Annotated in this window: 25 protein-coding genes; 12 read left to right on the top strand and 13 right to left on the bottom strand. The window is 53.5% G+C overall.

Annotation, left to right across the window (positions count from 1 at the left end; all coding sequences use genetic code 11):
* Positions 1 to 577 precede the first annotated feature (577 nt).
* The 6 genes from ahpC (at position 578) to IM284_RS16940 (ending at position 7193) form a co-directional block, all read left to right on the top strand.
* Positions 578 to 1141, top strand: coding sequence for an alkyl hydroperoxide reductase subunit C (ahpC, locus tag IM284_RS16965; protein WP_008501015.1), 564 nt, complete (start codon positions 578 to 580; stop codon positions 1139 to 1141).
* Between the two features lie 127 nt (positions 1142 to 1268).
* A complete protein-coding gene (gene ahpF, locus IM284_RS16960; RefSeq protein ID WP_047367719.1) occupies positions 1269 to 2834 on the top strand; it encodes an alkyl hydroperoxide reductase subunit F in 1566 nt (521 codons plus the stop codon).
* 258 nt (positions 2835 to 3092) lie between these two features.
* Positions 3093 to 3599 (top strand): molecular chaperone, encoded by a 507-nt coding sequence (locus IM284_RS16955; protein WP_052954313.1) that lies wholly within the window; start codon positions 3093 to 3095, stop codon positions 3597 to 3599.
* Entirely contained in the window at positions 3596 to 5872 is a 2277-nt protein-coding gene (locus IM284_RS16950) for a molybdopterin-dependent oxidoreductase (RefSeq protein WP_047367721.1), read from the top strand. The genes IM284_RS16955 and IM284_RS16950 overlap by 4 nt, the downstream gene beginning before the upstream one ends.
* Positions 5869 to 6426 carry a 4Fe-4S dicluster domain-containing protein gene (locus IM284_RS16945; protein WP_028012321.1) on the top strand — a complete coding sequence of 186 codons (558 nt, stop codon included), beginning with the start codon at positions 5869 to 5871 and terminating at the stop codon, positions 6424 to 6426. The genes IM284_RS16950 and IM284_RS16945 overlap by 4 nt, the downstream gene beginning before the upstream one ends.
* A complete protein-coding gene (locus IM284_RS16940) occupies positions 6426 to 7193 on the top strand; it encodes a DmsC/YnfH family molybdoenzyme membrane anchor subunit (RefSeq protein ID WP_041910926.1) in 768 nt (255 codons plus the stop codon). Before IM284_RS16945 ends, IM284_RS16940 begins: the two co-directional genes overlap by 1 nt.
* 39 nt (positions 7194 to 7232) lie before the next feature.
* Here the strand turns inward: IM284_RS16940 and uspG are convergent, their stop codons facing one another.
* Positions 7233 to 7661, bottom strand: a complete 429-nt coding sequence (gene uspG / locus IM284_RS16935) for a universal stress protein UspG (protein WP_028012323.1) — start codon at positions 7659 to 7661, stop codon at positions 7233 to 7235.
* A gap of 181 nt (positions 7662 to 7842) precedes the next feature.
* On the opposite strand from uspG, the gene IM284_RS16930 reads away from it, so the two are divergent.
* Complete coding sequence (locus IM284_RS16930; protein ID WP_047367722.1) at positions 7843 to 9081, top strand: zinc-dependent alcohol dehydrogenase; 1239 nt, start codon at positions 7843 to 7845, stop codon at positions 9079 to 9081.
* Positions 9082 to 9091: 10 nt separating this feature from the next.
* Here the strand turns inward: IM284_RS16930 and yldA are convergent, their stop codons facing one another.
* Positions 9092 to 9181: a small membrane protein YldA gene (gene yldA, locus IM284_RS23675; RefSeq protein ID WP_274620971.1), complete on the bottom strand. Its 90-nt coding sequence runs from the start codon at positions 9179 to 9181 to the stop codon at positions 9092 to 9094.
* Positions 9182 to 9320: 139 nt separating this feature from the next.
* Entirely contained in the window at positions 9321 to 9731 is a 411-nt protein-coding gene (rnk, locus tag IM284_RS16925) for a nucleoside diphosphate kinase regulator (protein WP_028012325.1), read from the bottom strand.
* Between the two features lie 270 nt (positions 9732 to 10001).
* On the opposite strand from rnk, the gene IM284_RS16920 reads away from it, so the two are divergent.
* Positions 10002 to 10622 carry a flavin reductase family protein gene (locus IM284_RS16920; protein WP_047367723.1) on the top strand — a complete coding sequence of 207 codons (621 nt, stop codon included), beginning with the start codon at positions 10002 to 10004 and terminating at the stop codon, positions 10620 to 10622.
* Here IM284_RS16920 and rna read toward each other — a convergent pair.
* Together rna and dcuC are read right to left on the bottom strand one after the other, a co-directional pair.
* Positions 10616 to 11425, bottom strand: coding sequence for a ribonuclease I (gene rna / locus IM284_RS16915; protein ID WP_047367724.1), 810 nt, complete (start codon positions 11423 to 11425; stop codon positions 10616 to 10618). The two genes, IM284_RS16920 and rna, sit on opposite strands and share 7 nt — an antisense overlap.
* A 94-nt stretch (positions 11426 to 11519) precedes the next feature.
* On the bottom strand, positions 11520 to 12887 hold the full coding sequence (dcuC, locus tag IM284_RS16910) for an anaerobic C4-dicarboxylate transporter DcuC (protein ID WP_028012328.1): 1368 nt from the start codon (positions 12885 to 12887) through the stop codon (positions 11520 to 11522).
* A gap of 393 nt (positions 12888 to 13280) precedes the next feature.
* Between dcuC and pagP the strand changes: the two genes are divergently transcribed.
* Both pagP and cspE read left to right on the top strand, forming a co-directional pair.
* Positions 13281 to 13898 carry a lipid IV(A) palmitoyltransferase PagP gene (gene pagP, locus IM284_RS16905; protein ID WP_080339189.1) on the top strand — a complete coding sequence of 206 codons (618 nt, stop codon included), beginning with the start codon at positions 13281 to 13283 and terminating at the stop codon, positions 13896 to 13898.
* 190 nt (positions 13899 to 14088) lie between these two features.
* Positions 14089 to 14298, top strand: coding sequence for a transcription antiterminator/RNA stability regulator CspE (gene cspE, locus IM284_RS16900; RefSeq protein ID WP_002439184.1), 210 nt, complete (start codon positions 14089 to 14091; stop codon positions 14296 to 14298).
* Between the two features lie 218 nt (positions 14299 to 14516).
* On the opposite strand, the gene crcB is transcribed toward cspE, so the two are convergent.
* Positions 14517 to 14900 (bottom strand): fluoride efflux transporter CrcB, encoded by a 384-nt coding sequence (crcB, locus tag IM284_RS16895; RefSeq protein WP_041910922.1) that lies wholly within the window; start codon positions 14898 to 14900, stop codon positions 14517 to 14519.
* A 67-nt stretch (positions 14901 to 14967) separates the two neighbouring features.
* Here crcB and IM284_RS16890 point away from each other — a divergent pair, with 67 nt between their 5' ends.
* On the top strand, positions 14968 to 15756 hold the full coding sequence (locus tag IM284_RS16890) for a deaminated glutathione amidase (protein WP_047367725.1): 789 nt from the start codon (positions 14968 to 14970) through the stop codon (positions 15754 to 15756).
* Positions 15757 to 15881: 125 nt separating this feature from the next.
* On the top strand, positions 15882 to 16082 hold the full coding sequence (tatE, locus tag IM284_RS16885; protein WP_028012332.1) for a twin-arginine translocase subunit TatE: 201 nt from the start codon (positions 15882 to 15884) through the stop codon (positions 16080 to 16082).
* Between the two features lie 81 nt (positions 16083 to 16163).
* Here tatE and lipA read toward each other — a convergent pair whose 3' ends face one another.
* The 7 genes from lipA to mrdB all read right to left on the bottom strand — a co-directional run bounded on the left by lipA (position 16164) and on the right by mrdB (position 23276).
* The gene (lipA, locus tag IM284_RS16880; protein WP_028012333.1) at positions 16164 to 17129 is read right to left on the bottom strand and encodes a lipoyl synthase; all 966 of its coding nucleotides are present in this window, start codon (positions 17127 to 17129) and stop codon (positions 16164 to 16166) included.
* Between the two features lie 207 nt (positions 17130 to 17336).
* Positions 17337 to 18290, bottom strand: coding sequence for a YbeF family transcriptional regulator (locus IM284_RS16875; protein ID WP_047367726.1), 954 nt, complete (start codon positions 18288 to 18290; stop codon positions 17337 to 17339).
* Positions 18291 to 18581: 291 nt separating this feature from the next.
* The gene (lipB, locus tag IM284_RS16870; protein WP_047367727.1) at positions 18582 to 19223 is read right to left on the bottom strand and encodes a lipoyl(octanoyl) transferase LipB; all 642 of its coding nucleotides are present in this window, start codon (positions 19221 to 19223) and stop codon (positions 18582 to 18584) included.
* Between the two features lie 94 nt (positions 19224 to 19317).
* Positions 19318 to 19581: a DUF493 family protein YbeD gene (gene ybeD / locus IM284_RS16865; protein WP_003858718.1), complete on the bottom strand. Its 264-nt coding sequence runs from the start codon at positions 19579 to 19581 to the stop codon at positions 19318 to 19320.
* Positions 19582 to 19686: 105 nt separating this feature from the next.
* A complete protein-coding gene (gene dacA, locus IM284_RS16860) occupies positions 19687 to 20898 on the bottom strand; it encodes a D-alanyl-D-alanine carboxypeptidase DacA (RefSeq protein WP_028012336.1) in 1212 nt (403 codons plus the stop codon).
* 139 nt (positions 20899 to 21037) lie between these two features.
* Entirely contained in the window at positions 21038 to 22147 is a 1110-nt protein-coding gene (gene rlpA / locus IM284_RS16855; protein WP_047367728.1) for an endolytic peptidoglycan transglycosylase RlpA, read from the bottom strand.
* Between the two features lie 16 nt (positions 22148 to 22163).
* Complete coding sequence (gene mrdB, locus IM284_RS16850; protein ID WP_013097590.1) at positions 22164 to 23276, bottom strand: peptidoglycan glycosyltransferase MrdB; 1113 nt, start codon at positions 23274 to 23276, stop codon at positions 22164 to 22166.
* Between the last annotated feature and the right edge of the window lies 1 nt (position 23277).

Here is a 23277-nt window from a genome sequence, read left to right as displayed (position 1 = left end):
GATAACTATAGATTAAAGCTAACCATTTACAATCCTTGTGGTTAACTAACTTAAAGTGTTATTTAAGTTATCTTAATATATCACGCCATCGGATTATTTAAATAGAATTACATGTGAGATTAAGATAATTTTATCTTTGAATGGGCTGGGTTCAATTTAATAAATGTTGACATTTATATATTGCCGTAAATTGATTACGTAAAGTTAATTTACGAGCGTAATGTATTTCTCTCAGTCAAAACCTATCACAGCCATAGGCAGGAACGCGCTTTTGATGGATTGCTCTCGATGGGGGCTGGTGGTGTAATCAACCTGCTGTTACGACCTTGATACAAGGTATGTAGAGCGCAACGCAACGCCAGCCTCGGCTGGCACTGAATGTACCTGCGGGGAATTCAGGTATCAGGGCCGCCCGTTGAGGCGGCCTTTATACTTTCTGGGGTACCGCAGCAGGTTCACCTTGCTGTCTTGTTGAAGTTGTAAGGTTTGGCTGATTGATTTGATAAAGCATACGCATTAGCCCCGATGAGCAAAGTTGGTTACCTTAGCTCTCAACGAAAACACGGAGGAAGTACAGATGTCTTTGATTAACACTAAAATTAAACCTTTCAAAAACCAGGCGTTCAAAAACGGTGAGTTCATTGAAGTAACCGAGAAAGATACCGAAGGTCGCTGGAGCGTCTTCTTCTTCTATCCGGCTGACTTCACCTTCGTTTGCCCGACCGAACTGGGCGACGTGGCTGACCATTACGACGAACTGCAGAAGCTGGGCGTAGACGTTTACTCTGTGTCTACCGATACCCACTTCACCCACAAAGCGTGGCACAGCAGCTCTGAAACCATCGCGAAAATCAAATACGCGATGATCGGCGACCCGACTGGCGCCCTGACCCGTAACTTCGACAACATGCGTGAAGATGAAGGCCTGGCCGACCGTGCAACCTTCGTGGTTGACCCGCAGGGCATTATCCAGGCTATCGAAGTTACCGCTGAAGGTATCGGCCGTGATGCTTCTGACCTGCTGCGTAAAGTGAAAGCGGCTCAGTACGTGGCTTCTCACCCAGGTGAAGTGTGCCCGGCTAAATGGAAAGAAGGCGAAGCGACCCTGGCTCCATCCCTGGACCTGGTCGGTAAAATCTAAGTTTTCACCATCCGGTAATCAATGGGCGCCCCCTGCGCCCATTTCATTCCAGCACCATGATGCAAGTTGCATTCAGGCCGCCCGCAAAGGCAGCTTGCATGATGACGTCTTAAGAGAGGGAAGAACTATGCTCGACACCAATATGAAAACCCAGCTCAAGGCCTACCTTGAGAAACTGACTAAACCCGTTGAGCTGATTGCCACGCTGGACGACAGCGCGAAATCGGCAGAAATCAAAGAGCTGCTGGCAGAGATCGCTGAACTGTCGCCGAAAGTGACCTTCAAAGAAGACAATTCGCTTGCGGTTCGTAAACCCTCTTTCCTGATTACTAACCCGGGCTCGGACAAGGGACCGCGTTTTGCCGGCTCTCCGCTGGGGCATGAATTTACCTCACTGGTGCTGGCGCTGCTGTGGACCGGCGGTCATCCGTCAAAAGAAGCGCAGGCGCTGCTGGAGCAGATCCGCGATATCGAGGGTGATTTTGAATTTGAAACCTATTATTCGCTCTCCTGCCACAACTGTCCGGACGTGGTGCAGGCGCTGAACCTGATGTCGGTTCTGAACCCGCGCATCAAGCATACGGCGATTGACGGCGGTACGTTCCAGAATGAGATCACCGATCGCAACGTGATGGGTGTTCCGGCGGTGTATCTGAATGGTCAGGAGTTCGGCCAGGGCCGCATGACGCTGACGGAAATCGTCGCCAAAGTGGATACCGGCGCGGAAAAACGCGCGGCGGAAGAACTGAACAAACGCGATGCGTACGATGTGCTGATTGTCGGTTCCGGCCCTGCGGGCGCGGCGGCAGCGGTTTACTCTGCACGTAAAGGTATTCGTACCGGTCTTATGGGCGAACGCTTTGGCGGACAGGTGCTGGATACCGTGGATATTGAAAACTACATTTCCGTACCAAAAACCGAAGGTCAGAAGCTGGCCGGTGCGCTGAAGGCTCATGTCAGCGATTACGAGGTAGATGTGATCGACAGCCAGAGCGCCAGCAAGCTGATTCCGGCGGCGGTGGAAGGGGGCTTACACCAGATTGAAACCGCCTCTGGCGCGGTGCTGAAAGCTCGCAGCGTGATCGTTGCCACCGGGGCAAAATGGCGCAACATGAACGTGCCGGGCGAAGATCAATACCGTACCAAAGGCGTGACCTATTGCCCGCACTGTGACGGCCCGCTGTTTAAAGGCAAACGGGTGGCGGTGATCGGCGGCGGTAACTCCGGCGTGGAAGCGGCTATCGACCTGGCGGGGATTGTTGAACACGTGACGCTGCTGGAGTTCGCGCCTGAGATGAAGGCCGACCAGGTGCTGCAGGATAAAGTTCGCAGCCTGAAAAACGTCGACATCGTGCTGAATGCGCAGACCACGGAAGTGAAGGGCGACGGTAGCAAAGTGACCGGTCTGGAGTACCGTGACCGCGTAAGCGGCGACGTTCATAGCGTTCAGCTTTCGGGGATCTTCGTACAGATTGGTCTGCTGCCGAACACCACCTGGCTTGAAGGCGCGATTGAGCGCAACCGCATGGGCGAGATTATCATCGATGCGAAATGTGAAACCAGCGTGAAGGGCGTATTTGCCGCGGGCGACTGCACCACCGTGCCGTACAAGCAGATCATCATCGCGACTGGCGAAGGTGCAAAAGCGTCCCTGAGCGCGTTTGACTACCTGATCCGCACCAAAACCGCATAATAAAAGAAAGTAAGACATACCTGCAGTAGCCACCTCTTTATGAGGTGGCTTTTTTTTAGATTTTTTTACCCTCAATTATCCTCGTTATTAACCCCTTCATGCGGTATTTACCTGCTTCGATCAAAGAAAATAATAAGCCTGCTGATAATATCTTGTCGTTTTTTATAGCGATAAATATTTATATTTAATATGAATGACAAAGATACATCCACTTCTTCAATATATGAGACGTTAACCCCATTTGAAATAAAGGGATTGATGTTTCGTGATTTCTTTAACGCGGCGGACATGGCATCGCGATGCGCTTCGTTACATCCTTTATTCCCGGAAAGTGAAACCTGGCAGCAGGATGAGGCGTTAGAGGTTGAGTATGATTTCAACGCTCTGTTTGTCGGCCCTGCAACGCTATTGGCGCCGCCTTATGCCTCGGTGTATCTGGGCGAAGAGCCTCTGCTGATGGGAGCTACAACGCTGAGCGTACGCGAATTCCTGCGCAGCATCGGGCTTTTTGTGACCGGGGAAAATAGCGTTCCCGACGATCACGTCAGCTATGAAATGGAGCTGGTGGTGATGCTCTCCGCGCATGCCAGACATTCGCCGCAATATCATGACGCACTTGCCCGCTTTGTGCAGGGGCATCTTGAATTATGGCTCCCCGCATTTATTGCAAAAATAAAGGATTGCGCGAAAACAACCGCAATTAAATGTCTCGCGTTGCAGATGACTAATTGGTTTGATGAATTAAAAACGAGAGTAATATTATGAGTATTGATAAAGGGCAGCTAAACCGGCGCTCCTTTTTAAAAGGACTGATTGCGCTGGGTACCGTTGCCGCATTACCCGGCGGACTATTATCATCCCGATGTGCCATGGCACAGCCCCCCATTCCGTTTAACCCAAAAACCTACAAAATTTTCCGTAACGCTTGCCCGCGTAACTGCTACGACACCTGCAGCTTAAAAACCTGGGTCAAAGATGACGTCATCACCTTCGTTGACGGGGCAAGCGAGTCCACGTTTACACACGGTGCCCCGTGTGTGAAAGGGCTGACCTACCCGCGCCGGGTCTACTCCCCGGACCGTATTAAATACCCGATGATCCAGGATGGGCGCGGCAGCGGTAAATGGCGTCGCATCTCCTGGGATGAGGCCATGCAGCGCATTGCCAGCAAGATGCTGGAGATTAAAAAGAAAGACGGGTCTATGCTCGGCCTGGCGCTGTCGAAATACTCCGGCAACCTGGGCGTGATGAGTTATGCCGTAGAGGGGATGATGTCTTCTCTCGGTTACACCACGCGGTTCGCCGGTACGCCATGCTGGCCAGCAGGGATCGATGCCCAGCACTACGACATGGGCGACATGTGGTGTAACGACCCGGAAGATTTGGTGAAAGCCAAATACATCATTATCTGGGGCGCAAACCCGGCCTGGTGCTCCATGCATACCATGAAGTACATCTATCAGGCGCGTGAGAAAGGGGCGAAAGTGGTGGTCATTGATCCGCTGTTCTCGCAAACCGCCGCGAAAGCCGATTTGTATCTGCGCGTGCGCCCGGGATCGGACGGCGCATTGGCGCTGGGAATGGCGCGGCACCTGCTGGATATTGGCCGCGTCGACCAGGAGTTTGTGAACAACTTCGCGCACGGTTTCCCGGAATTTGAACAGTATCTGCGCAGCAATATCACCGTGGAGTGGGCATCTGAAATCTGTGGCCTGTCGGCAGAGGTGATTCGCCACCTGGCGGAAGAGTTCACCGCGGTAAAACCTGCCACCGTCTGGATCGGCTACGGGATGCAGCGCCACGTCAACGGTGGGGCGAACGTGCGCGCCATTGACGCTTTTGTTGCCATGACAGGCAACATCGGTGTGGAAGGCGGCGGTGCCCGCTACGGCCATCTGCAGACCTGGGGCTACAACTATCATGCGATGACGCAGAAGCCACCGGTCGGATCTGTTGGCATGGTGGGAGAAAGCGGCCCGGTAGGGGAGTTCGTCAGCGACAGCGGCGAAAAGAGCCACTATTCCGACCGCGCGCTGAACCTGAACCAGACCGCGCAGAGCATTCTAGATGCCAACGATCCGCCCATTCGTATGCTGTGGGTGGCGTGCAAGAACCCGTTCGCGCAGGACTTTGACCGCAACAAAATGGAAAAAGCCTTCAGCAAGCTGGAGATGGTGGTCTGCGTCGATCAGTTCTTCAACGAGACGGTGCAGCATGCCGATATTGTGCTGCCGGTGACCACCACCTTTGAGCACTGGAACCTGTCGTCGTCTTACTGGCATTACTGGCTTTCGGTGAATGAACCGGCCATTAAACCGATGTACGAGTGCAAGAGCGATCTGGATATTGCCGTGCTGCTCTCGCGTACCATCAACAAAATGGAGCCGGGCTCCTGTACCTTCCCGCAGGACATTGACCAGAAAAAATGGCTCGACCTTGAGTTCAATGAGGGCATGGCGAAGCAGTTCGGCATCCGCTCCTGGGACGATCTGCTGGATGGTCCGGTGAAAGCCAAAATGGTCAGCTCGGCGGCCTGGCACGACCGCAAGTTTAAAACGCCATCGGGCAAGTATGAGTTCCTCTCCGAGCTGTGTGAAAAGAACGGCCATAAAGCGCTGCCGGAGTATCTGCCTGCCGCGGAGGGCAAGCTGCCGTTCCATCTGTTTACTCCGCATTTGCAGTACGGCCTCCACTCTCAGTTCGTCAACCTCGACTGGATGCAGGTCTTCTGGCCGGAGCCGTTTGTCTATATCCACCCAGCCGCCGCGCACAAGAAGGGGATTCGCGAGCTGGCGAAAGTCCGCGTGTTTAACGACGTGGGCGAAGTGGAGCTGCGGGCGAAGATCACCACCAACGTGCCGGAAGATTTCCTGGTGATGTATGAGTCCTGGTTTAACAAGCTTAAGTACAACGTGCAGAACGTCGTGAAAGATACGCCAGCCGATATGGGCAAGATGGCAACCGGCGCGCCTGGCGCGGCGATCCACAGCCAGTTTGTCGACATTGCCCTTATCGCGAGTGAAGGAGCAGACGCATGAGACGCGCATTTTTAGTGAACAGTGATAAATGTATTGGCTGCCGCGGATGCGCCATGGCCTGCAAGAGCTTTAACCAGCTTGAGCCGGATCGCTTCTGGCGCTATGTCTATCCGCTGGATAAAGAAATTTATCCGCATGAGGAGCGCGCGTTTTTCTCGCTGGCCTGTAACCACTGTGAAAACCCGGCCTGTCTGGCGGCGTGCCCGGTGGAAGCCTACACCAAACGTGATGACGGCGTGGTGGTCCATAACCCTGAACGCTGTATCGGCTGTAAAAACTGCATCCGTAACTGCCCGTACGGCGCGCCACGCTTCAATGAAGAGACGCAAAAGGCGGAGAAGTGCAGCATGTGCTATGAACGTCTCGATATCGGTATGGCCCCGGCCTGCGTGAACGCGTGTCCGGTCGGTGCCCTGTCGATTATCGATCTGGATGCCGATCCGCTGCCGAACAATGCCGTGCAGTATCCGCCGGGCTTCCCGAAGATGCCTCAGCTTAATCCGGGTACGCGCTTCATTCTGGCCCGTCAGCCAAAACAGCCGGGGGATAAATAATGGAAAAGTACGAACTGCCGTTGGTGATTTTTACCGTGCTGAGCCAGATGTCCGTCGGGATGACGCTGCTCCTGACCTGGCGCACGCTGCGTGGTGAAGTGCATGGCACCCGCCTTCACTGGCTGATTACCGGGCTGATTCTGGGCGTAGCCTCCATTGCCGCGGTGCTGCATCTGGCGCACCCGGAACACGCATACAACGCGTTGATTAACCTGAAACATGCCTGGCTGAGCCGCGAAATTCTGGGCGCGACCCTGTACGGCGCCATGATTGGGCTGGCCTTCCTGAGTAAGGGAAACAAAGGCGCAGCGCTGCTGGCATCCCTGTTCGGGATCCTGCTGGTGGTGGTGCAGGGAATGACCTACGCGGCACCGGCGATGCAGGCCATTGCCAACGGCATCACCATGATGCTGTTCTTTGCGACGGTCTGGGTGATGGGCTGTGCCGCAACGCCGCTGCTCGGGCTGAAAGGATCAAACGCCGCGCTGCGCCAGGGGATTATCGCCCTGATGGCGCTGCTGATTGCCGCGCCGGTGATGTGGCTCAGCGGCGGTACCATCATGAAAATGACCGCTCACGCCTGGTTAAGCTCGCCGCTCTATCTGGGCAGCCTGTTGTGCTGCGTTGTGGGTGGCGCGTTATCGCTGAAGCGCCAGCCGATGCAGAAAGCGGTGTTTGCGCTCCTGCTGGTGGGCGTGGTGCTCAGCCGCCTGACCTTCTTCGGCGATACCGTCAGCACCATCGTCAATATTGGTCACCTGTACTGATAAACAAAACCCCGCGAAAGCGGGGTTTTTTGTTGGTATTTACCTGACCACCATCACCGGAATATGGGTGTGGCGGATCACGCTGGAGGCGTTCGACCCCAGCAGGTGAGTGGTAATGGAAGGATTACGTGAACCGATCACCACCACGTCTGCATTCAGCTCCGCGGCCAGTTCATTGACGGCATCGCGCACGCTACCGAACCGGACGTGGGTTTTGATGCGGGAAGGGTCGATGCTGAAATGCCCGACCATGGTCTGCAGCCGCGTTTCGGCTTCGTGCTGTAAGTGCTCCTCAAAGCGACGCACGTCGGCGGCAAAGCGGTGCAGGCTCAGGCTGGCAGAGCCCGGTAAGACGTGTAAAAGATGAATAATTCCGTCCTGCTGCGCGAGGAATTCCGCGTGGCGAACAGCTTTGTCGCTCAGTTCCATTTCGAAAACATCAACCGGCATAATGATTGTCTTATACATAACCGTTTCTCCTTGTTTATAAACGCTGGATACATTCAACCACAAAATATGAATGGTTTCTGTAAGCGCTTCGGCACTTTTCCTCTCTCGCCAGGATAAATCTCAAAAGGCGCGTATTTCCCGGCAGACTTTCAGGGGTAGCTACCCTTTATAAACTTACCTGAAACCTTTCGGAGGTCGCATGAAAGCACTCACGTACCACGGTCCGCACCATGTTCGCGTTGAGAATGTCCCCGATCCCATCATTGAACAGCCCGACGATATCATCCTGCGCGTCACGGCCACGGCGATTTGCGGCTCCGACCTGCATCTCTATCGTGGAAAGATCCCAAAGGTGCAGCACGGCGACATTTTTGGACATGAATTTATGGGCGAGATCGTCGAGTGCGGTCGAGAGGTAAAGGACCTGCATAAAGGCGATCGCGTGGTGATCCCCTTTGTCATCGCCTGCGGTGACTGCTTCTTTTGCCGTCTGCAGCAGTACGCTGCCTGTGAGAATACCAATGCCGGGCAGGGCGCTGCGCTGAACAAAAAGCAAATTCCCGCGCCGGCAGCGCTGTTTGGCTATAGCCATCTCTACGGCGGCGTGCCGGGAGGACAGGCGGAATATGTGCGCGTGCCGAAAGGCAACGTCGGACCGTTTAAGGTGCCGCAACTGCTCTCCGATGATAAGGCCCTGTTTCTTTCTGATATTTTACCCACCGCCTGGCAGGCGGCAAAAAATGCGCAGATTGAAAAAGGTTCCAGCGTCGCCGTTTTCGGTGCCGGTCCGGTGGGGTTGTTGACGATTGCCTGCGCGCGGCTGTTAGGGGCTGAGCAGATTTTTGTTATCGACCATCACCCCTATCGGCTGCGGTTTGCCGAGGCGCGCTACGGTGCTATCCCCATCAATTTTGATGATGATAACGACGCGGCGGAAAAGATAATCGAGCAAACCGCCGGGCAGCGGGGTGTCGATGCCGTCATTGATGCCGTCGGGTTCGAAGCCAAGGGCAGCACCACGGAGACGATCCTCAGCAACCTTAAAATCGAGGGCAGCAGCGGCAAAGCGCTGCGTCAGTGTATCGCTGCCGTCCGGCGCGGCGGGGTGGTCAGCGTACCCGGCGTGTATGCCGGGTTTATTCATGGCTTCCTGTTTGGGGATGCCTTCGATAAAGGGCTGACGTTTAAGATGGGCCAGACGCACGTCCACGCCTGGCTGGGCGAACTGCTACCGCTGATCGAAAAAGGGCTGCTGACGCCGGAAGAGATTGTGACGCATTATCTCCCCCTGGCGGATGCGGAACGTGCCTATAAGATTTTCGAAAAACGGGAGGAGGAGTGCCGCAAGGTGATTCTGGTGCCCGGCGCGGAAACGCCTGAGGCCGCTGAGCAAAAAGTTAAGGGCCTGGTGAATGCGTTCCCGGGCGGAGTGGTGTAAGAATACGCGCTTACTTGTGGCGTTCAAGGTAGAGCACGGCCGTGACGATGATCGCCACAATAATCAGAAAAATAAGTGTGATAACCAGTATCTCACACATGTCCATCCTCGCAGCATCACAACAGATTAAGCGTGGATTAAGGCCTTTTAGCGCGATACAGGAAAATCGGGTGAATTTGCGGAAAGAGGATGCAGGCGCATCCTCTGTGCAACGCGGGTCGCGTTTATTCAGAATGACATTAACGCAGGTAATCGCCCGCGGCTTCTGGCTGGTAGAGCAGCTCCAGCACTTCCAGATGGGTGGAGGCACCGCCCGGCAAGTCCCAGTGGATGGTATCGCCCGTGCGCAGCCCCAGCAGTGCGGCCCCCACCGGCGCAAGAACCGAAAGTTGCGCGCTGCTGTCCGTCATCTGGGCTGGGTAAACCAGCGTGCGGGTCAGCTCTTCACCGGTGGTCAGGTTGCGGAATTTCACCTGGCTGTTCATGGTGACCACGTTATGCGGCATCGTCTCAGGCGTGCACATCTGCGCCCGGTCGAGTTCCTCATTCAGGGCATCGGCCACCGGAAGTGAGGCGAATTCTGCTTTTTCCAGCAGCCTGTCGATACGTTCTGCGTCGAGCTCGTTGATGATGATTGTAGGTCTGGACATTTTTTACTCCATGTCGTTAATGCTGCGTCTAACGCAGAAACCATTCCAAAAGAAAACCCTCGCCGTCTGGCAGCGAGGGTTTAACTCTCCCGATGATACTGGCTGAACGCGCAAGTTTGAAGTGATGAAGGTCACATTCATGTGCCATATGAATTTTCACTGAAATTTATTCAGTCTTCATTCCTGGCGGATTGCGTTACGCTGTATGTTCTGAACCCGGGCGCTGCGCGAAACATCATTCGCCGCAGCCCTTACCAACGAGAGAGCGCTATGTACTTCTACCAACCGTCTCAGGGGCATGGCCTGCCGCATGACCCGCTGAACGCCATTGTCGGCCCCCGTCCGATTGGCTGGATCTCCTCTTGCGACCAGGCCGGTCAGCTCAACCTTGCGCCGTATAGCTTCTTCAACTGCTTTAACTATCGCCCGCCGATCATTGGCTTTTCCAGCAACGGCTGGAAGGACAGCGTGCGTAATATTGTTGAAACAAAGGAGTTTGTCTGGAATCTGGCAACGCGCGATCTTGCGGAAGCGATGAATCAGACCTCTGCCACGCTGCCTCACGACCAGGACGAGTTTACCTTTTCCGGATTAACGCCTGCAGCAAGCCAGCTGGTGAGCGCCCCTCGCGTGGCGGAAAGCCCGGTCAACTTTGAGTGCCGCCTGTCTCAGTGTATTCAGCTTACCGGCGCCGACGGTACGCCGGTGGATACCTGGCTGGTGCTGGGAGAAGTGGTCGGGATCCATATTGCCGAAACGCTGCTGGAAGAGGGGATATACCAGACGGCGAAAGCGCAGCCCATCCTGCGTGCGGGTGGGCCGACGGCTTACTATGGCATCAGTGACGAACACCGGTTTGACATGGTGCGACCGGTGGTGGGCGATCAGTAACCGGCCTTATCAATGACAAATTGTTTTCCGCAGTTGCCTGGATGCGGCTGCGGAGCAAAGGATGTCGCAGAAAGCGGGGCGTTAATGGTGTCTGCTTTGAGTGAAATTTGCATCTCGGTCAGATACGCCGGATTACCGTTGCAGGTCAGCTTGAAGGCTTTGATATTTTCCTTGCCCCAGCTTTTGGCAACGGCGTTGTCAAAATCACTCCGTCTGACGGTTTTACCGTAATTTTCCGCAAGGAAATGACCGACGGCGCTGTTTTTCACTTCCTGATTCATTCTCACCATGGTGCCGAAATAGGCATCGGGATCAAAACCAAAGCAGACGCCATGTTTGGCATATTCGTAACGTTCCAGACAGGAGTTTCCACCCGCGCCCGGCATGACCTCGTTCAGCTTAGCCGCGCCGGAAAGCGACAGCCCGGTTTCGGCTGCTGCGCATTTGCGGCTGGCCTTCACTTCCGGCATGTTCGGGATAGGGCGCGTGGCGCAGCCAAACCGCATCCATCGACGTTCATCCACGCCGCGTGCGGCAATGGATTTCGGCAGGCCGGGCCATAGCCCGTGAACGGTCAGAAAATCGGTTTTATTGTCGCGCTCTTTTTGCAGACGACATTCATCCGGTTCATTGCGATTACGCTCGACCATGCTTTGACAAAATCCCGTTTGCCAGGATAAAGCCAGCACATAGCGATCGAAATCGCCGTACTGCGTGGCCTTGAGGGGGTCGGCCTGTGCTGAGAAGAGACTGAGTGCAAGCGCTACTGCGCCAGACGGGATAACGATATCCTTCCTGAACATGTGATTTCCTGATTGGTTGTGCGCAATTCATTTTTGTGGGTTATTAAAGCACAAAAAGCGCCCGCAGGCGCTTTTAGGTAATCAGGAATTTCACTTAGGCGGCGCCGGGAACCAGCACTTCGGTAGCAATAATGACGATGATCAGCCCAACCAGCACCGGCACTGACGTGCGTTTCACCACTTCAAACGGCGAGATTTTGGCCATCCCGGCGACCGCCACCACCACGCCTGAGACAGGCGAGATGGTACGACCCAGGTTTGAGGCCTGGAGCATGGGAATGGAAAGATAAGCCGGGTTGATACCGGACGAGTGAGCCAGCTTAGGGATCATCTCAACGAAGGCGTAAAATGGCGCATTCCCGGAACCGGTGGTCATTGCCGCCAGCATGGTCAGTACCACCAGGACCAGCATCAGGATAATACTGGCCGAGCCAAACGAGGTGGCGATGGAGATCAGGCTCTGGATAAAGCCGATCGTGCTCAGACCCTGGGCAAAGACACCTGCTGCAACCAACAGCATCACCACGCCAGCAAACGCATCTGCCATACCGCGATACGCGACCTCAAGGCCGGAGAAGACTTTTTGGGTGTTGAAACCGCGCACGAACTCCAGCACAGCGGCTAACAGCATACAGATAACCAGAATAGTAATAATGTGCAACTGCGGGCCCCATTTCCCGTCAAAAATGAGCACGCCGATAATTGGCGTGAACGGCAAAATGGCATAGAACGCCGGCGCTGTGGTGGTGATTTCGCTTACATCCATCATTTCATGGCTGATGTTCTCTTTCTTATCGAGATAGCGCTGCCAGAAGAAATGCGCGATACCCATTCCCACAATGGCGACAATCGAGATCGGCAGCGTGGTTTTAAAGGCGAAGTCGATAAGCGACATTTCGGCTGCTTTCGCCGCCAGCACAACGTCTCCTGACGTCGGGGAGAGAATAATGGCCGCCGGGGAGGCGCAAATTGCCGCCGCTGCCCCACGGCTGATCCCCACGTTCACCATCACCGGGAACAGCGTGGCCATTAACAGTACGCCAAGCCCGGTTGCCGATGAAACGGCCAGCGACATCAGGCAGGCGAGGAAATAGGCGGCAACCATCAACAGATACGGCGAGTTAATGTACTGCAGGGGTTTCGAGGCAAGCTTCACAACCATGTCGTTCGCGCCGATATGGGTCATATAGGCTGCAAAACCGCACAGCATCATGATCATCATACCCAGATCGCCACCGCGGCTCATGAGCAGGATTTTAATATATTCAACAATATCCGTGGCGGTGTAGCCCGTGCTGGCTGCGCTGGCAGGTAAAACCTGATGACCCATTACTGCACTGATTATCAGCAGCGTTAAACCACCGACAAATAAAACGCCCGTGGCTGAGTAACCTTTAATGATGTAGCGAGCTACACCCACAATGACGACGACCCCAATTAGGAGTTCGATAAATGTAAGCATGATTTCCCCTGTGTCTTTCTGCCCTGAGATATAAAAAATTAATATAAAAATGAAGGATGAAAATGTGCCGAATTAATGGCCCGCCCTTGCTGATTAAAATCAATAAACAGACGACTAACGAACAGCATAACAGCGTTTTTGCCATGGCTAAGGCATTTATGTCATAAGGATCTTGACCGGCAAAGACAGCGTAACATGTCTATGTAATGATAACAAAATGTTAAACTTTTGTGTGGTCTGGCCTGTTAGTACTGGAGACGGTTAACAGACATTAGGCGTACATGATGTGGGTTTATTCGTGATAAGGAGAACGCAGCTTTAAGAATATTCCCGAAAAGCGTCCTGATATTTAAGAGTAGGGGTGATGCCGTTAAGGCTTGGTTCAATTATTCTATGTTAAACTTTGCCTCGAATATCAAGAATGGTAATTGCATTGTGATTGTACGTAATACTTTTTTCTCTATTTTATTGTTTATTATTGGCCAGTTAACGTTTTCTTCTGTTGCACAGGCAGAGAACAACGCGACGGATAAAGGTTGGTTCTCTACTTTTACGGATAATGTTTCGCAGACCTGGTCAGCGCCTGAACATTATGATCTCTATGTCCCGGCAATAACGTGGCATGCGCGCTTTGCTTACGACAAAGAGAAAACGGATAAATACAACGAGCGTCCCTGGGGAGCGGGTTTTGGTCAGTCGCGCTGGGATGATAAAGGAAACTGGCATGGCATCTATCTGATGGCCTTCAAAGACTCCTTTAACAAGTGGGAACCGATTGGCGGCTACGGCTGGGAAAAAACCTGGCGCCCGCTGGCGGATGAGAACTTCCACGTTGGTCTGGGCTATACCGCCGGGGTGACCGCGCGCGACAACTGGAAGTACATTCCGATCCCCGTATTGCTGCCTCTGGCCTCTGTTGGTTACGGCCCTGCAACGTTCCAGATGACCTACATTCCGGGAACGTATAACAACGGTAACGTTTACTTCGCCTGGATGCGTTTTCAGTTTTAACTGACAAAACATTACCTGGTGGTGAAAAAACGTGCAGCCGTTGATTCGTAAGCGATAAAAATCTGTCAGTGAAAATTAACGCGACTTTAGTCACTTTTTGTCAAAGATCCGCTGGACAAAAGGTCCCACAATTGATGTACTGGTAACCGACACAGCATTTGTGTCGTTTTTTAATGTAAAGGTAATTTTGATGTCTAAGATTAAAGGTAACGTTAAGTGGTTTAATGAGTCCAAAGGATTCGGTTTCATTACTCCTGAAGATGGCAGCAAAGACGTGTTCGTACACTTCTCTGCAATCCAGTCTAATGGTTTCAAAACTCTGGCTGAAGGTCAGCGTGTAGAGTTCGAAATCACTAACGGTGCCAAAGGCCCTTCTGCTGCTAACGTAATCGCTCTGTAATTCAGACGCGTCAGCAAGAATTTCAAAACCCGCTCATTGAGCGGGTTTTTTTCGTTATGAATCAGCCAAGCAGGTAAATTTTCAGGAAGCTGGCCACGATCAGTACGCTCAACAACACCATGCCTGCGCTCATCAGACTCTGTTTCATTTGTCACCCTCGTTCAGTATTGCCTTCAGAGTGACAGAGAAAAATTAAGCCAACATTAACGCTCCGGCAGTTAATGCGTGCTTACAGAGGAAAAAAGCCAAAATGCGATCCCCGTCATCGCGAAAGATCCGATCATGTTGATCGCGATATTCACCAGCGCCCAGCCGATACGACCTTCCTGAAAGAGAAAAACCGTTTCCGCGGAAAAGGTTGAAAAGGTGGTCAAACCGCCGCAGAAGCCCGTGGTAATCAACACCTTCCACATAGGATCGATGTGCGTCATCCGGTTAAACCAGGCCAGTCCCATACCAATAATAAAAGCACCAATCAGGTTGGCGGCCAGCGTTCCTAATGGAATCGCCTGGTGCAGGGGATTAAACCGCATACTCAGTAACCACCTCGCAACGCTCCCCGTGCCTCCACCAATAAAAACAGCTAAAAGGAGTTGTAACACGCTAAATACCTGCTATTTGATGTGTAAGAGTAGCGAGTTTAACGCTGTTTATAATGAGGGGACAAATATGTATGTTGCGGTAGGGCAGTTTGCGGTCACGCCTGACTGGCGGGTTAACGCAGTGCAGTGCGTTAACCTGATGATACAGGCCCGACAGAAAGGCGCGTCGCTGCTGGTGCTTCCTGAGGCGTTGCTGGCAAGGGATGATAACGACCCGGATTTGTCCGTGAAGTCCGCACAGGCCCTTGACGGCGAATTTTTACAACAGCTGCTCGCCCAGAGCGTAGGCAGTACGATGACCACCGTATTAACCGTGCACGTTCCCTCAACGCCGGGTCGCGCAGTGAATACGCTGGTGGCTATCCGTGACGGTGCCATTGTTGCGCGCTACGCCAAGCTTCATCTCTATGATGCGTTCAGCATCCAGGAGTCGCGACGCGTTGATCCGGGAGAGGTCGTCCCACCGCTCATTGATATCGACGGGTTTAAGGTGGGGTTGATGACCTGCTACGACCTGCGATTCCCTGAGCTGGCGGTGCATCTGGCGCTGCAGGGCGCGGATGTACTGGTATTGCCTGCCGCATGGGTTAAGGGGCCGCTAAAAGAGCAACACTGGGCTACGCTGCTTGCGGCACGCGCGCTGGACACGACCTGTTATATTGTTGCCGCCGGGGAGTGCGGCAATAAAAACATCGGGCAGAGCAGGGTGGTTGATCCCCTGGGAGTGACGATTGCCGCCGCCGCAGAAGCGCCGGTTCTGCTGATGGCGGAGATAATTTTAGAAAGAGTTGCGCTTGCGCGTCAGCAATTACCTGTTCTTCGCAACCGTCGCTTTGCGCCACCGCAATTATTGTGATGTTTTTTTCAACAATGCTTGATTCACCTTGTTACAGATTGCTATTGTGTGCACGCGCCAAATGACCGTTAATACGATCGGGTTTTGGCGCTGAATGCAGCCTGTTTTAAGTAAAGAAGGTATCTATGGGTGAGATTAGTATTACCAAACTGCTGGTGGTTGCCGCACTGGTCGTCCTGCTGTTTGGTACCAAGAAGTTACGCACGCTGGGTGGTGACCTGGGGGCTGCCATCAAAGGCTTCAAGAAAGCGATGAACGACGATGACGCAGCCGCGAAGAAAAGCGCTGACGACATCCCGGCAGAGAAGCTTTCCCACAAAGAGTAACGGCAATGCCTGAGGGCTTGCGAAAAAAAACCGGCTCATGAGGCCGGTTTTTTTGCATTACTGTAAATGAATATTACGGCGTTATTTGACTTCTTCGCCTTTCGCCTGCATATCCGCATGGTAAGAAGAACGAACAAACGGACCACAAGCCGCGTGGGTAAAGCCCATCGCCAGCGCTTCGGCTTTCATCTCGTCAAATTCATCCGGGCTCACGTAGCGCTGTACCGGCAGGTGGTGACGGCTTGGCTGCAGATACTGGCCGAGCGTCAACATGGTCACACCGTGGCGGCGCAGATCGCGCATGACGTCGATGATTTCGTCATTGGTTTCACCCAGACCAACCATCAGACCTGACTTGGTCGGGATATGCGGATGTGCTTCTTTAAAGCGCTCCAGCAGCTTCAGAGACCAGTTATAGTCGGCTCCCGGACGCACCTGACGGTAAAGACGCGGAACGTTCTCCAGGTTGTGGTTAAACACATCTGGCGGCGTCGCGGTCAGGATATCCAGCGCGCGATCCATACGGCCGCGGAAGTCAGGAACCAGCGTCTCGATTTTGATGTTCGGGCTTTTTTCGCGAATGGCAGTAATGCAGTCAGCGAAGTGCTGAGCACCGCCATCACGCAGATCGTCGCGGTCAACGGAGGTGATAACCACATAACGCAGCGCCATGTCGGCGATGGTTTGCGCCAGTTTTTGCGGCTCGTTGGCATCGGGGGCCACCGGGCGGCCATGCGCCACGTCGCAGAATGGGCAGCGGCGGGTACAGATGGCACCCAGAATCATAAACGTCGCGGTGCCGTGATTGAAACATTCAGCAAGGTTCGGGCAAGAGGCTTCTTCACAAACAGAGTGAAGGCCATTCTTACGCATCGCCGCTTTGATCCCCTGGATACGCGAAGAGTCTGCCGGAAGTTTGATTTTCATCCATTCCGGTTTTCTTAACAGCGCCTCGCGCTCTGTAGCCACGTTTTTAACCGGGATAAGGGCCATTTTATCGGCATCGCGGTATTTAACACCGCGTTCCATCACAATGGGTTTACTCATAGCGTGCGTGTTCCAGTTGCGAATATCGAAGGAAAGCGTTTCAATTCAAGGGAATGTTGTATTTATCAACTATTTTTGAACGAACGACAGGCAGTATATCATTTATAGGGGCGTTAAAGCAGCCTGCCAGGTCGCCAATTTGTAAAATAGTTGTTGTTTTGTGCCTTTTGCCCTGCGAGCGGCAGGGACGTGTACGGGTACGCTCTGTCAGAAGGCCTGACGGATAATGCGGATGACGTTTTCCAGTACCGGATCGCGCAAGCTGAGCTTGTTGTAATGCAGTGAAATCTCGATAGATTCTGCATTGAGCTGGCTAAGCGGAATACTCTCCAGCGGCCAGCATTTCCGCAGCAGGTTATACAGGCGTGAAGGCATGATGCACAGCATATCGCTGCTGCCAATCAGGGATGCGGTGGTGAACATATTGTAACTGCTGAAACTGATCTGACGTTCCGGGAAAATTTCGTCAATACGCTGACGCAGAGCGTGGTTAGACTGTCCTTCGGTCATGAAAGACGAGTGGTCGTAGTTGCGCAGGTTTTCAATGGATAACGGCTCGCTGAGGACGGGGTGCTGCCTGCGGCAAACCAGCACCAGGTTATCGGCGTAAAGCACATTTTGCCCCAGCGCTCGGGCGCTAAAGCTGCCGCTTTCGATGACCAGGTCCGTCTGGAACTGAGCAAGCTGAACGTCAGGTTCGTTAAGAGGCACATTGCGAAGCAGAAGCTGAGGCGCATGCTCTTTCACGGCCTGGAAGATCGCGGGCATCACCAGCACGCCGACAGAAGGGGAGCAGCCGATGGTGATGGTTCTCTGTTTGTCATAGCTTCCGGTTAAATCCAGCGCACCCAGAATCGACTCCAGCCCCTGGCTGATGTATTCGTGGAGATGTGTCGCATAGGCCGTTGGCGTGACGCCCTGGCCCTTACGGATAAATAAGGGGTCGGGAAATATAGCCCGTAGCTTTTGAATTGACTGACTTATTGCCGATGGCGTGAGATTAAGAATTTTCGCAGCATTAACGATACCCTTATGGACATATACTGCCTCAAAAATAGTCAGTAAATTGAGATCAATATTACGTAAAGTCCGAAAAATTTGCGGCTTATCTTCGCCACCAGGGTCATTCAGGCGTTTGGCTGGTAAATTATTATACTCCACGCTTTCACTCCGTATACATTCACAACATGAATGATAGTTCAATTTATTTATTATGCTTGTAGAGATTCGTAAAGTGTTGCTTTTGTTCCACTTGTTTATCAAAAACAAACAGTTGTGTGATTATCACTCACGTTACTTAGCCTGTGTATGCCGTGCTGTTCGGAGGCTAAATAATATGTAAGGGCAATATTCGGGCGCTTCGAAAATATAGAATCTGCGGATTATTGTAAAGCGTAAAAGCGGTAAATAAACAGTGGCCCGTCAAATTATCGAGCCATTCTGGATGATATATTAAGCAGGGATATATTCGTGCGGGGGATTGTTAAGTAGTGCTAACACATTCTTCAGAAGCACGGGACGTATATTTTCTGGCGTAGCGGTATCGACCCACTGGCGCATTTGCGTCATTTCCATGCCGGCGTAGCCGCAGGGGTTTATGCGCTGGAAAGGCGTAAGATCCATATTAATATTCAATGCCAGACCGTGGAAGGAACAACCTTTACGAATACGTAGCCCCAGAGAGCAGATCTTCATATCGCCAACGTAGACGCCCGGCGCATCGGCACGTGGATGCGCGTCAATACCATACTCCGCCAGCGTGTTGACGACGGTCTGTTCCAGTAACGTCACCAGCTCACGTACGCCAAGCTTTCTGCGCTTCAGATTAAGCAGGACGTACATGACCTGCTGACCCGGACCGTGGTAAGTCACCTGTCCGCCACGATCGCTCTGGATCACCGGGATATCGCCCGTCATTAATAAGTGTTCCGCTTTTCCCGCCTGGCCCTGCGTAAATACCGGCAGATGTTCGACCAGCCAAATCTCATCAGGGGTTGTGTCATCGCGTGAATCGGTGAACTCGTGCATAGCCTGAGAGACAGGCTCATAAGGTTGCAGCCCGAGATGACGGACCAGAATTTTATCCTGATACAAAACGCGTCTCCGAAGACGAGAAACAAAAGATGAGGGGGAGTATATCACAGCGGGGAAGAGGGGTTACCCGGTAAACCGGGTAACCGCAAAGGGACTACAGCACCATACGAACGATTTCGATATTGCCGAGCTCTTCGTACAGCGTCTCAACCTGCTCGATATGTGTGGCAGTGATGGTAATAGAAACCGAGTGGTAGTTGCCCTTGCTGCTTGGTTTTACTGACGGAGAGTAGTCACCCGGCGCATGGCGCTGTACCACTTCAACCACCTGATCAACCAGCTCAGGTTTCGCCAGACCCATTACTTTGTAGGTAAACGGGGTAGGGAATTCAAGCAGTTCGTTAAGTTTGGTTTTCATGTCAGCTCCGGCGTAACGTCAAAAAGAATAACTCCCACGTCAGGTGGGAGTTATCAGGATACTTAGTATATGGGGATCAAAATCACACTTTCAAGTGTTCGATTTTTAGCCAAACCAGTGATGGAACATCAGTTTAATGTAATCAATGATTTTGCCGAAGAAATTGCCTTCAGGAATTTCTTCCAATACCACGAGTGGACGCTGATCGATCGTTTTACCGTCCAGCTGGAAGTTGATGGTACCCACCACCTGGTTTTTATGCAGCGGGGCATGCAGTTCGGTGGTGTTGAGCACATAGCTTGCTTTCAGATCCTTCATACGACCGCGTGGAATGGTCAGGTAGAGGTCTTTATCCACGCCCAGAGAAGCACGATCGTTATCGCCGAACCAGACGGGTTCAGAAGCAAATTCTTTGCCTGCTTTCAGCGGGTTCACGGTTTCGAAGAAACGGAAGCCCCAGGTGAGCAGCTTCTTACTCTCGGTTTCGCGACCTTTAAAGGTGCGACCGCCCATCACGGCAGAGATCAGGCGCATCTGGCCTTCAGTGGCAGAGGCCACCAGGTTGTAACCGGCTTTGTCGGTGTGGCCGGTTTTGATGCCGTCAACGTTCAGGCTGTTATCCCACAGCAGGCCGTTACGGTTGGTCTGACGAATGCCGTTGAAGGTGAACTCTTTCTCTTTGTAGATAGAGTACTCGTTAGGTACGTCGCGGATCAGCGCCTGACCAATCAGCGCCATATCACGCGCGGAGCTGTACTGACCGTCTGCATCGAGACCGTGTACGGTCTGGAAGTGGCTGTTCTTCAGACCCAGGGCATTTACGTAGCTGTTCATCAGGCCCACGAACGCATCCTGACTACCGGCGGCGAAATCGGCCATGGCCACGCAGGCATCGTTACCGGACTGCAGGTTAATGCCACGAATTAACTGAGAAACCGGAACCTGCATTCCTGGTTTCAGGAACATCAGCGAGGAACCTTTGAAAACCGGGTTCCCGGTAGCCCACGCATCGTTGCCGATGGTGACCAGATCCGTCTCTTTGAACTTACCGGCTTTCATTGCCTGGCCGATGACATAGCTGGTCATCATTTTGGTCAGGCTGGCCGGGTCACGGCGGGCATCGGCATTCTGTTCTGCCAGCACTTTGCCAGAGTTGTAATCGATCAGGATGTAGGATTCCGCGTCGATTTGCGGAACGCCAGGGATCATGGTCTTGATATTCAGGTCATCAGCATGAGCTGCAGAGAGTGCAGCCGCGCAAAGGGCCGTGGTCAGCGCCATGCGCTGCACAAAACGAGCAGAAAAAGTGGTCTTCATGGTCAGAACTACGACATCCGTGATGGAATTAAAAAAAGTGCCTTACTATAGCAAATGCTATTCAGGCAGGCATCCGACTTTAAGCATGAGTTTGTGAATGTGTTTTACACAAACTGACATTTCGGATACCGCCGATTAATTACTTCGTAACAGCGATAAAGGACTGCAGCTGTGCCTCGCTCTGCAAACGCTGCTGCAGGGATGCCGCCTGCGACTTGCTGGCAAACGGCCCCATCTGAATACGCCAGACCGCGCCGTTTTGCTCAACGCGTCCTGGCACGCCAAACTGCTGGCTTAGACGCTGCTGATACTGCTGGGCACGGGCCCGATCGCTCACTGCGCCCACCTGGACGACAAAGCCGCCGCTGGCTGCTGCGGGAGCGGCAACGGCTGCGCTCTGGGTCGTGACCGGAGCCGTTACCGGGGCAGGCTGCTGCACGACGGGGGCGGCAGCAGGGGCTGGCGTCGGCTCACTGCTCTCCAGCACGCCCGAGGCTAAGTTCGTTGGTGCGCCAAGGAAGCCGCTGCTTTTTACCGGTGCGCCAGTGGCATCATCGCTTTGCAGCGTGTCATTGCTGATTGGGCGTATTTCTCCCGCCGGCTGAGAAGGCTCTGCCGGCGAGGAGACGCTTCCCATGCCGCCGTCCAGATTTGGGCGGTCGGGGAGGGCATAGGTCTGTTTCGCCACCGTGGTACACGCGGTTCCCGGCCCGGAGAGCGAACCATCCTGCGCCACGATAATTGGGTCAATGCGAACTTTGGTGTTGTTCGAGGTATTCAGGCGATCGGCAGACGCGCGGGACAGGGAAATCACCCGGTCATTACCGTACGGGCCGCGGTCGTTAATACGCACGACGATCATACGGCCGTTCGCCAGGTTGGTGATACGGGCGTAGCTAGGGATAGGTAGCGTCGGGTGCGCCGCAGTCAGCTGCATTGGGTCAAATGTTTCACCCGATGCCGTCAGGTTACTGCCCGGCTCAGCATCATAAATGGCGGCAAAGCCAGCCTGGCTAAAGCGGGACGGATCCTGCACAATTTTGTAGCTTTTGCCGTCGCGCTCGTAATCCTGATTCGCGCTGGCATTCAGCGGTTCATAAACGGGATCGGCACCGCTAATTTCAACGATTGGGCCATTACACACCGCAGGCTGCGGCGGCGCGACGGTTGCCTGTTGCTGACCATCATCACTTGTACAGGCCGCAAGTAAACTTGCCGCAATGCAGATACCCAGCCACTGCTTACGCATTCCGATCCCCTTATTTTTATACGCTTTTTGACAACATTTTTCTGTGGGTGTGGATCGACATCACGATACCAAACCCGGCCATCAACACGATCAGTGCCGAGCCTCCGTAACTCACCAGCGGCAGCGGTACGCCTACCACCGGCAGAATACCACTCACCATACCAATATTTACGAAGACATAAACGAATAAAATCAACATCAGTCCGCCTGCCATGACGCGGCCGAAGGTGGTCTGCGCGCGGGCCGCAATCCACAAACCTCGCATGATGAGCAGCACATAGAGCGCCAGCAGGATCAGGATGCCAACCAGTCCCAGCTCTTCCGCCAGTACCGCAAAGATAAAGTCGGTGTGGCGCTCCGGTAAAAACTCCAGCTGCGACTGGGTACCGTGCAGCCAGCCTTTACCGCGCAGGCCGCCGGAGCCAATCGCAATCTTGGACTGAATAATATGATAGCCCGCACCGAGCGGATCGGTTTCCGGATCCAGAAGCATCATGACGCGCTGGCGCTGGTAGTCATGCATCAGGAAGAACCACAGGATAGGGATAAACGCTGCAACCAGCACCACCGCGATACCAATCAGACGCCAGCTTAAGCCCGACAGGAACAGGACAAACAGGCCGGAGAGGGCGATAAGGATCGAGGTGCCGAGGTCAGGCTGCGCCGCAACCAGCAGTGTCGGCAGGAATATCAGCACCAGGGCGATAGCGGTATTTTTCAGCGACGGCGGACAGACGTCGCGGTTGATAAAGCGCGCCACCATCAGCGGGACTGCGATTTTGGCAATCTCCGAGGGCTGGAAACGAACAACGCCCAGATCCAGCCAGCGCTGTGCCCCTTTTGAGATGGCACCGAACGCATCTACCGCCACCAGCAAAATAATACAGAAGATGTAGAGATAGGGCGCCCAGCCTTCATAGACGCGCGGCGGGATCTGCGCCATTACCACCATAATGACCAGACCCATCGCGATCTGGCCGATCTTGCGTTCCATCATGCCGATGTCCTGGCCGCTTGCGCTCCAGATAACCAGGGCGCTGTAAACCAGCAGGGCCAGCAGGATCAGCAGCATGGCTGGGTCGATGTGAATTTTATCCCACAGCGATTTTTTATTTGGATTATCCGTCATG

Source organism: Enterobacter cloacae complex sp. P12RS, assembly GCF_014895875.1.
Classification (GTDB): domain Bacteria; phylum Pseudomonadota; class Gammaproteobacteria; order Enterobacterales; family Enterobacteriaceae; genus Enterobacter; species Enterobacter bugandensis.
This window is presented reverse-complemented; position numbering and strand designations above follow the sequence as displayed.

Coding starts and splice junctions, on each gene's coding strand:
- rna (WP_047367724.1), bottom strand. CDS start 11,425: ATGTTCAGGAAGGATATCGTTATCCCGTCTGGCGCAGTAGCGCTTGCA.
- uspG (WP_028012323.1), bottom strand. CDS start 7,661: ATGTATAAGACAATCATTATGCCGGTTGATGTTTTCGAAATGGAACTG.
- lipA (WP_028012333.1), bottom strand. CDS start 17,129: ATGAGTAAACCCATTGTGATGGAACGCGGTGTTAAATACCGCGATGCC.
- rlpA (WP_047367728.1), bottom strand. CDS start 22,147: ATGCGTAAGCAGTGGCTGGGTATCTGCATTGCGGCAAGTTTACTTGCG.
- pagP (WP_080339189.1), top strand. CDS start 13,281: ATGTTAAACTTTGCCTCGAATATCAAGAATGGTAATTGCATTGTGATT.
- IM284_RS16940 (WP_041910926.1), top strand. CDS start 6,426: ATGGAAAAGTACGAACTGCCGTTGGTGATTTTTACCGTGCTGAGCCAG.
- ybeD (WP_003858718.1), bottom strand. CDS start 19,581: ATGAAAACCAAACTTAACGAACTGCTTGAATTCCCTACCCCGTTTACC.
- IM284_RS16920 (WP_047367723.1), top strand. CDS start 10,002: ATGTACTTCTACCAACCGTCTCAGGGGCATGGCCTGCCGCATGACCCG.
- tatE (WP_028012332.1), top strand. CDS start 15,882: ATGGGTGAGATTAGTATTACCAAACTGCTGGTGGTTGCCGCACTGGTC.
- IM284_RS16930 (WP_047367722.1), top strand. CDS start 7,843: ATGAAAGCACTCACGTACCACGGTCCGCACCATGTTCGCGTTGAGAAT.
- IM284_RS16890 (WP_047367725.1), top strand. CDS start 14,968: ATGTATGTTGCGGTAGGGCAGTTTGCGGTCACGCCTGACTGGCGGGTT.
- yldA (WP_274620971.1), bottom strand. CDS start 9,181: ATGTGTGAGATACTGGTTATCACACTTATTTTTCTGATTATTGTGGCG.
- cspE (WP_002439184.1), top strand. CDS start 14,089: ATGTCTAAGATTAAAGGTAACGTTAAGTGGTTTAATGAGTCCAAAGGA.
- rnk (WP_028012325.1), bottom strand. CDS start 9,731: ATGTCCAGACCTACAATCATCATCAACGAGCTCGACGCAGAACGTATC.
- IM284_RS16950 (WP_047367721.1), top strand. CDS start 3,596: ATGAGTATTGATAAAGGGCAGCTAAACCGGCGCTCCTTTTTAAAAGGA.
- ahpC (WP_008501015.1), top strand. CDS start 578: ATGTCTTTGATTAACACTAAAATTAAACCTTTCAAAAACCAGGCGTTC.
- dcuC (WP_028012328.1), bottom strand. CDS start 12,887: ATGCTTACATTTATCGAACTCCTAATTGGGGTCGTCGTCATTGTGGGT.
- mrdB (WP_013097590.1), bottom strand. CDS start 23,276: ATGACGGATAATCCAAATAAAAAATCGCTGTGGGATAAAATTCACATC.
- ahpF (WP_047367719.1), top strand. CDS start 1,269: ATGCTCGACACCAATATGAAAACCCAGCTCAAGGCCTACCTTGAGAAA.
- IM284_RS16955 (WP_052954313.1), top strand. CDS start 3,093: ATGTTTCGTGATTTCTTTAACGCGGCGGACATGGCATCGCGATGCGCT.
- IM284_RS16945 (WP_028012321.1), top strand. CDS start 5,869: ATGAGACGCGCATTTTTAGTGAACAGTGATAAATGTATTGGCTGCCGC.
- dacA (WP_028012336.1), bottom strand. CDS start 20,898: ATGAAGACCACTTTTTCTGCTCGTTTTGTGCAGCGCATGGCGCTGACC.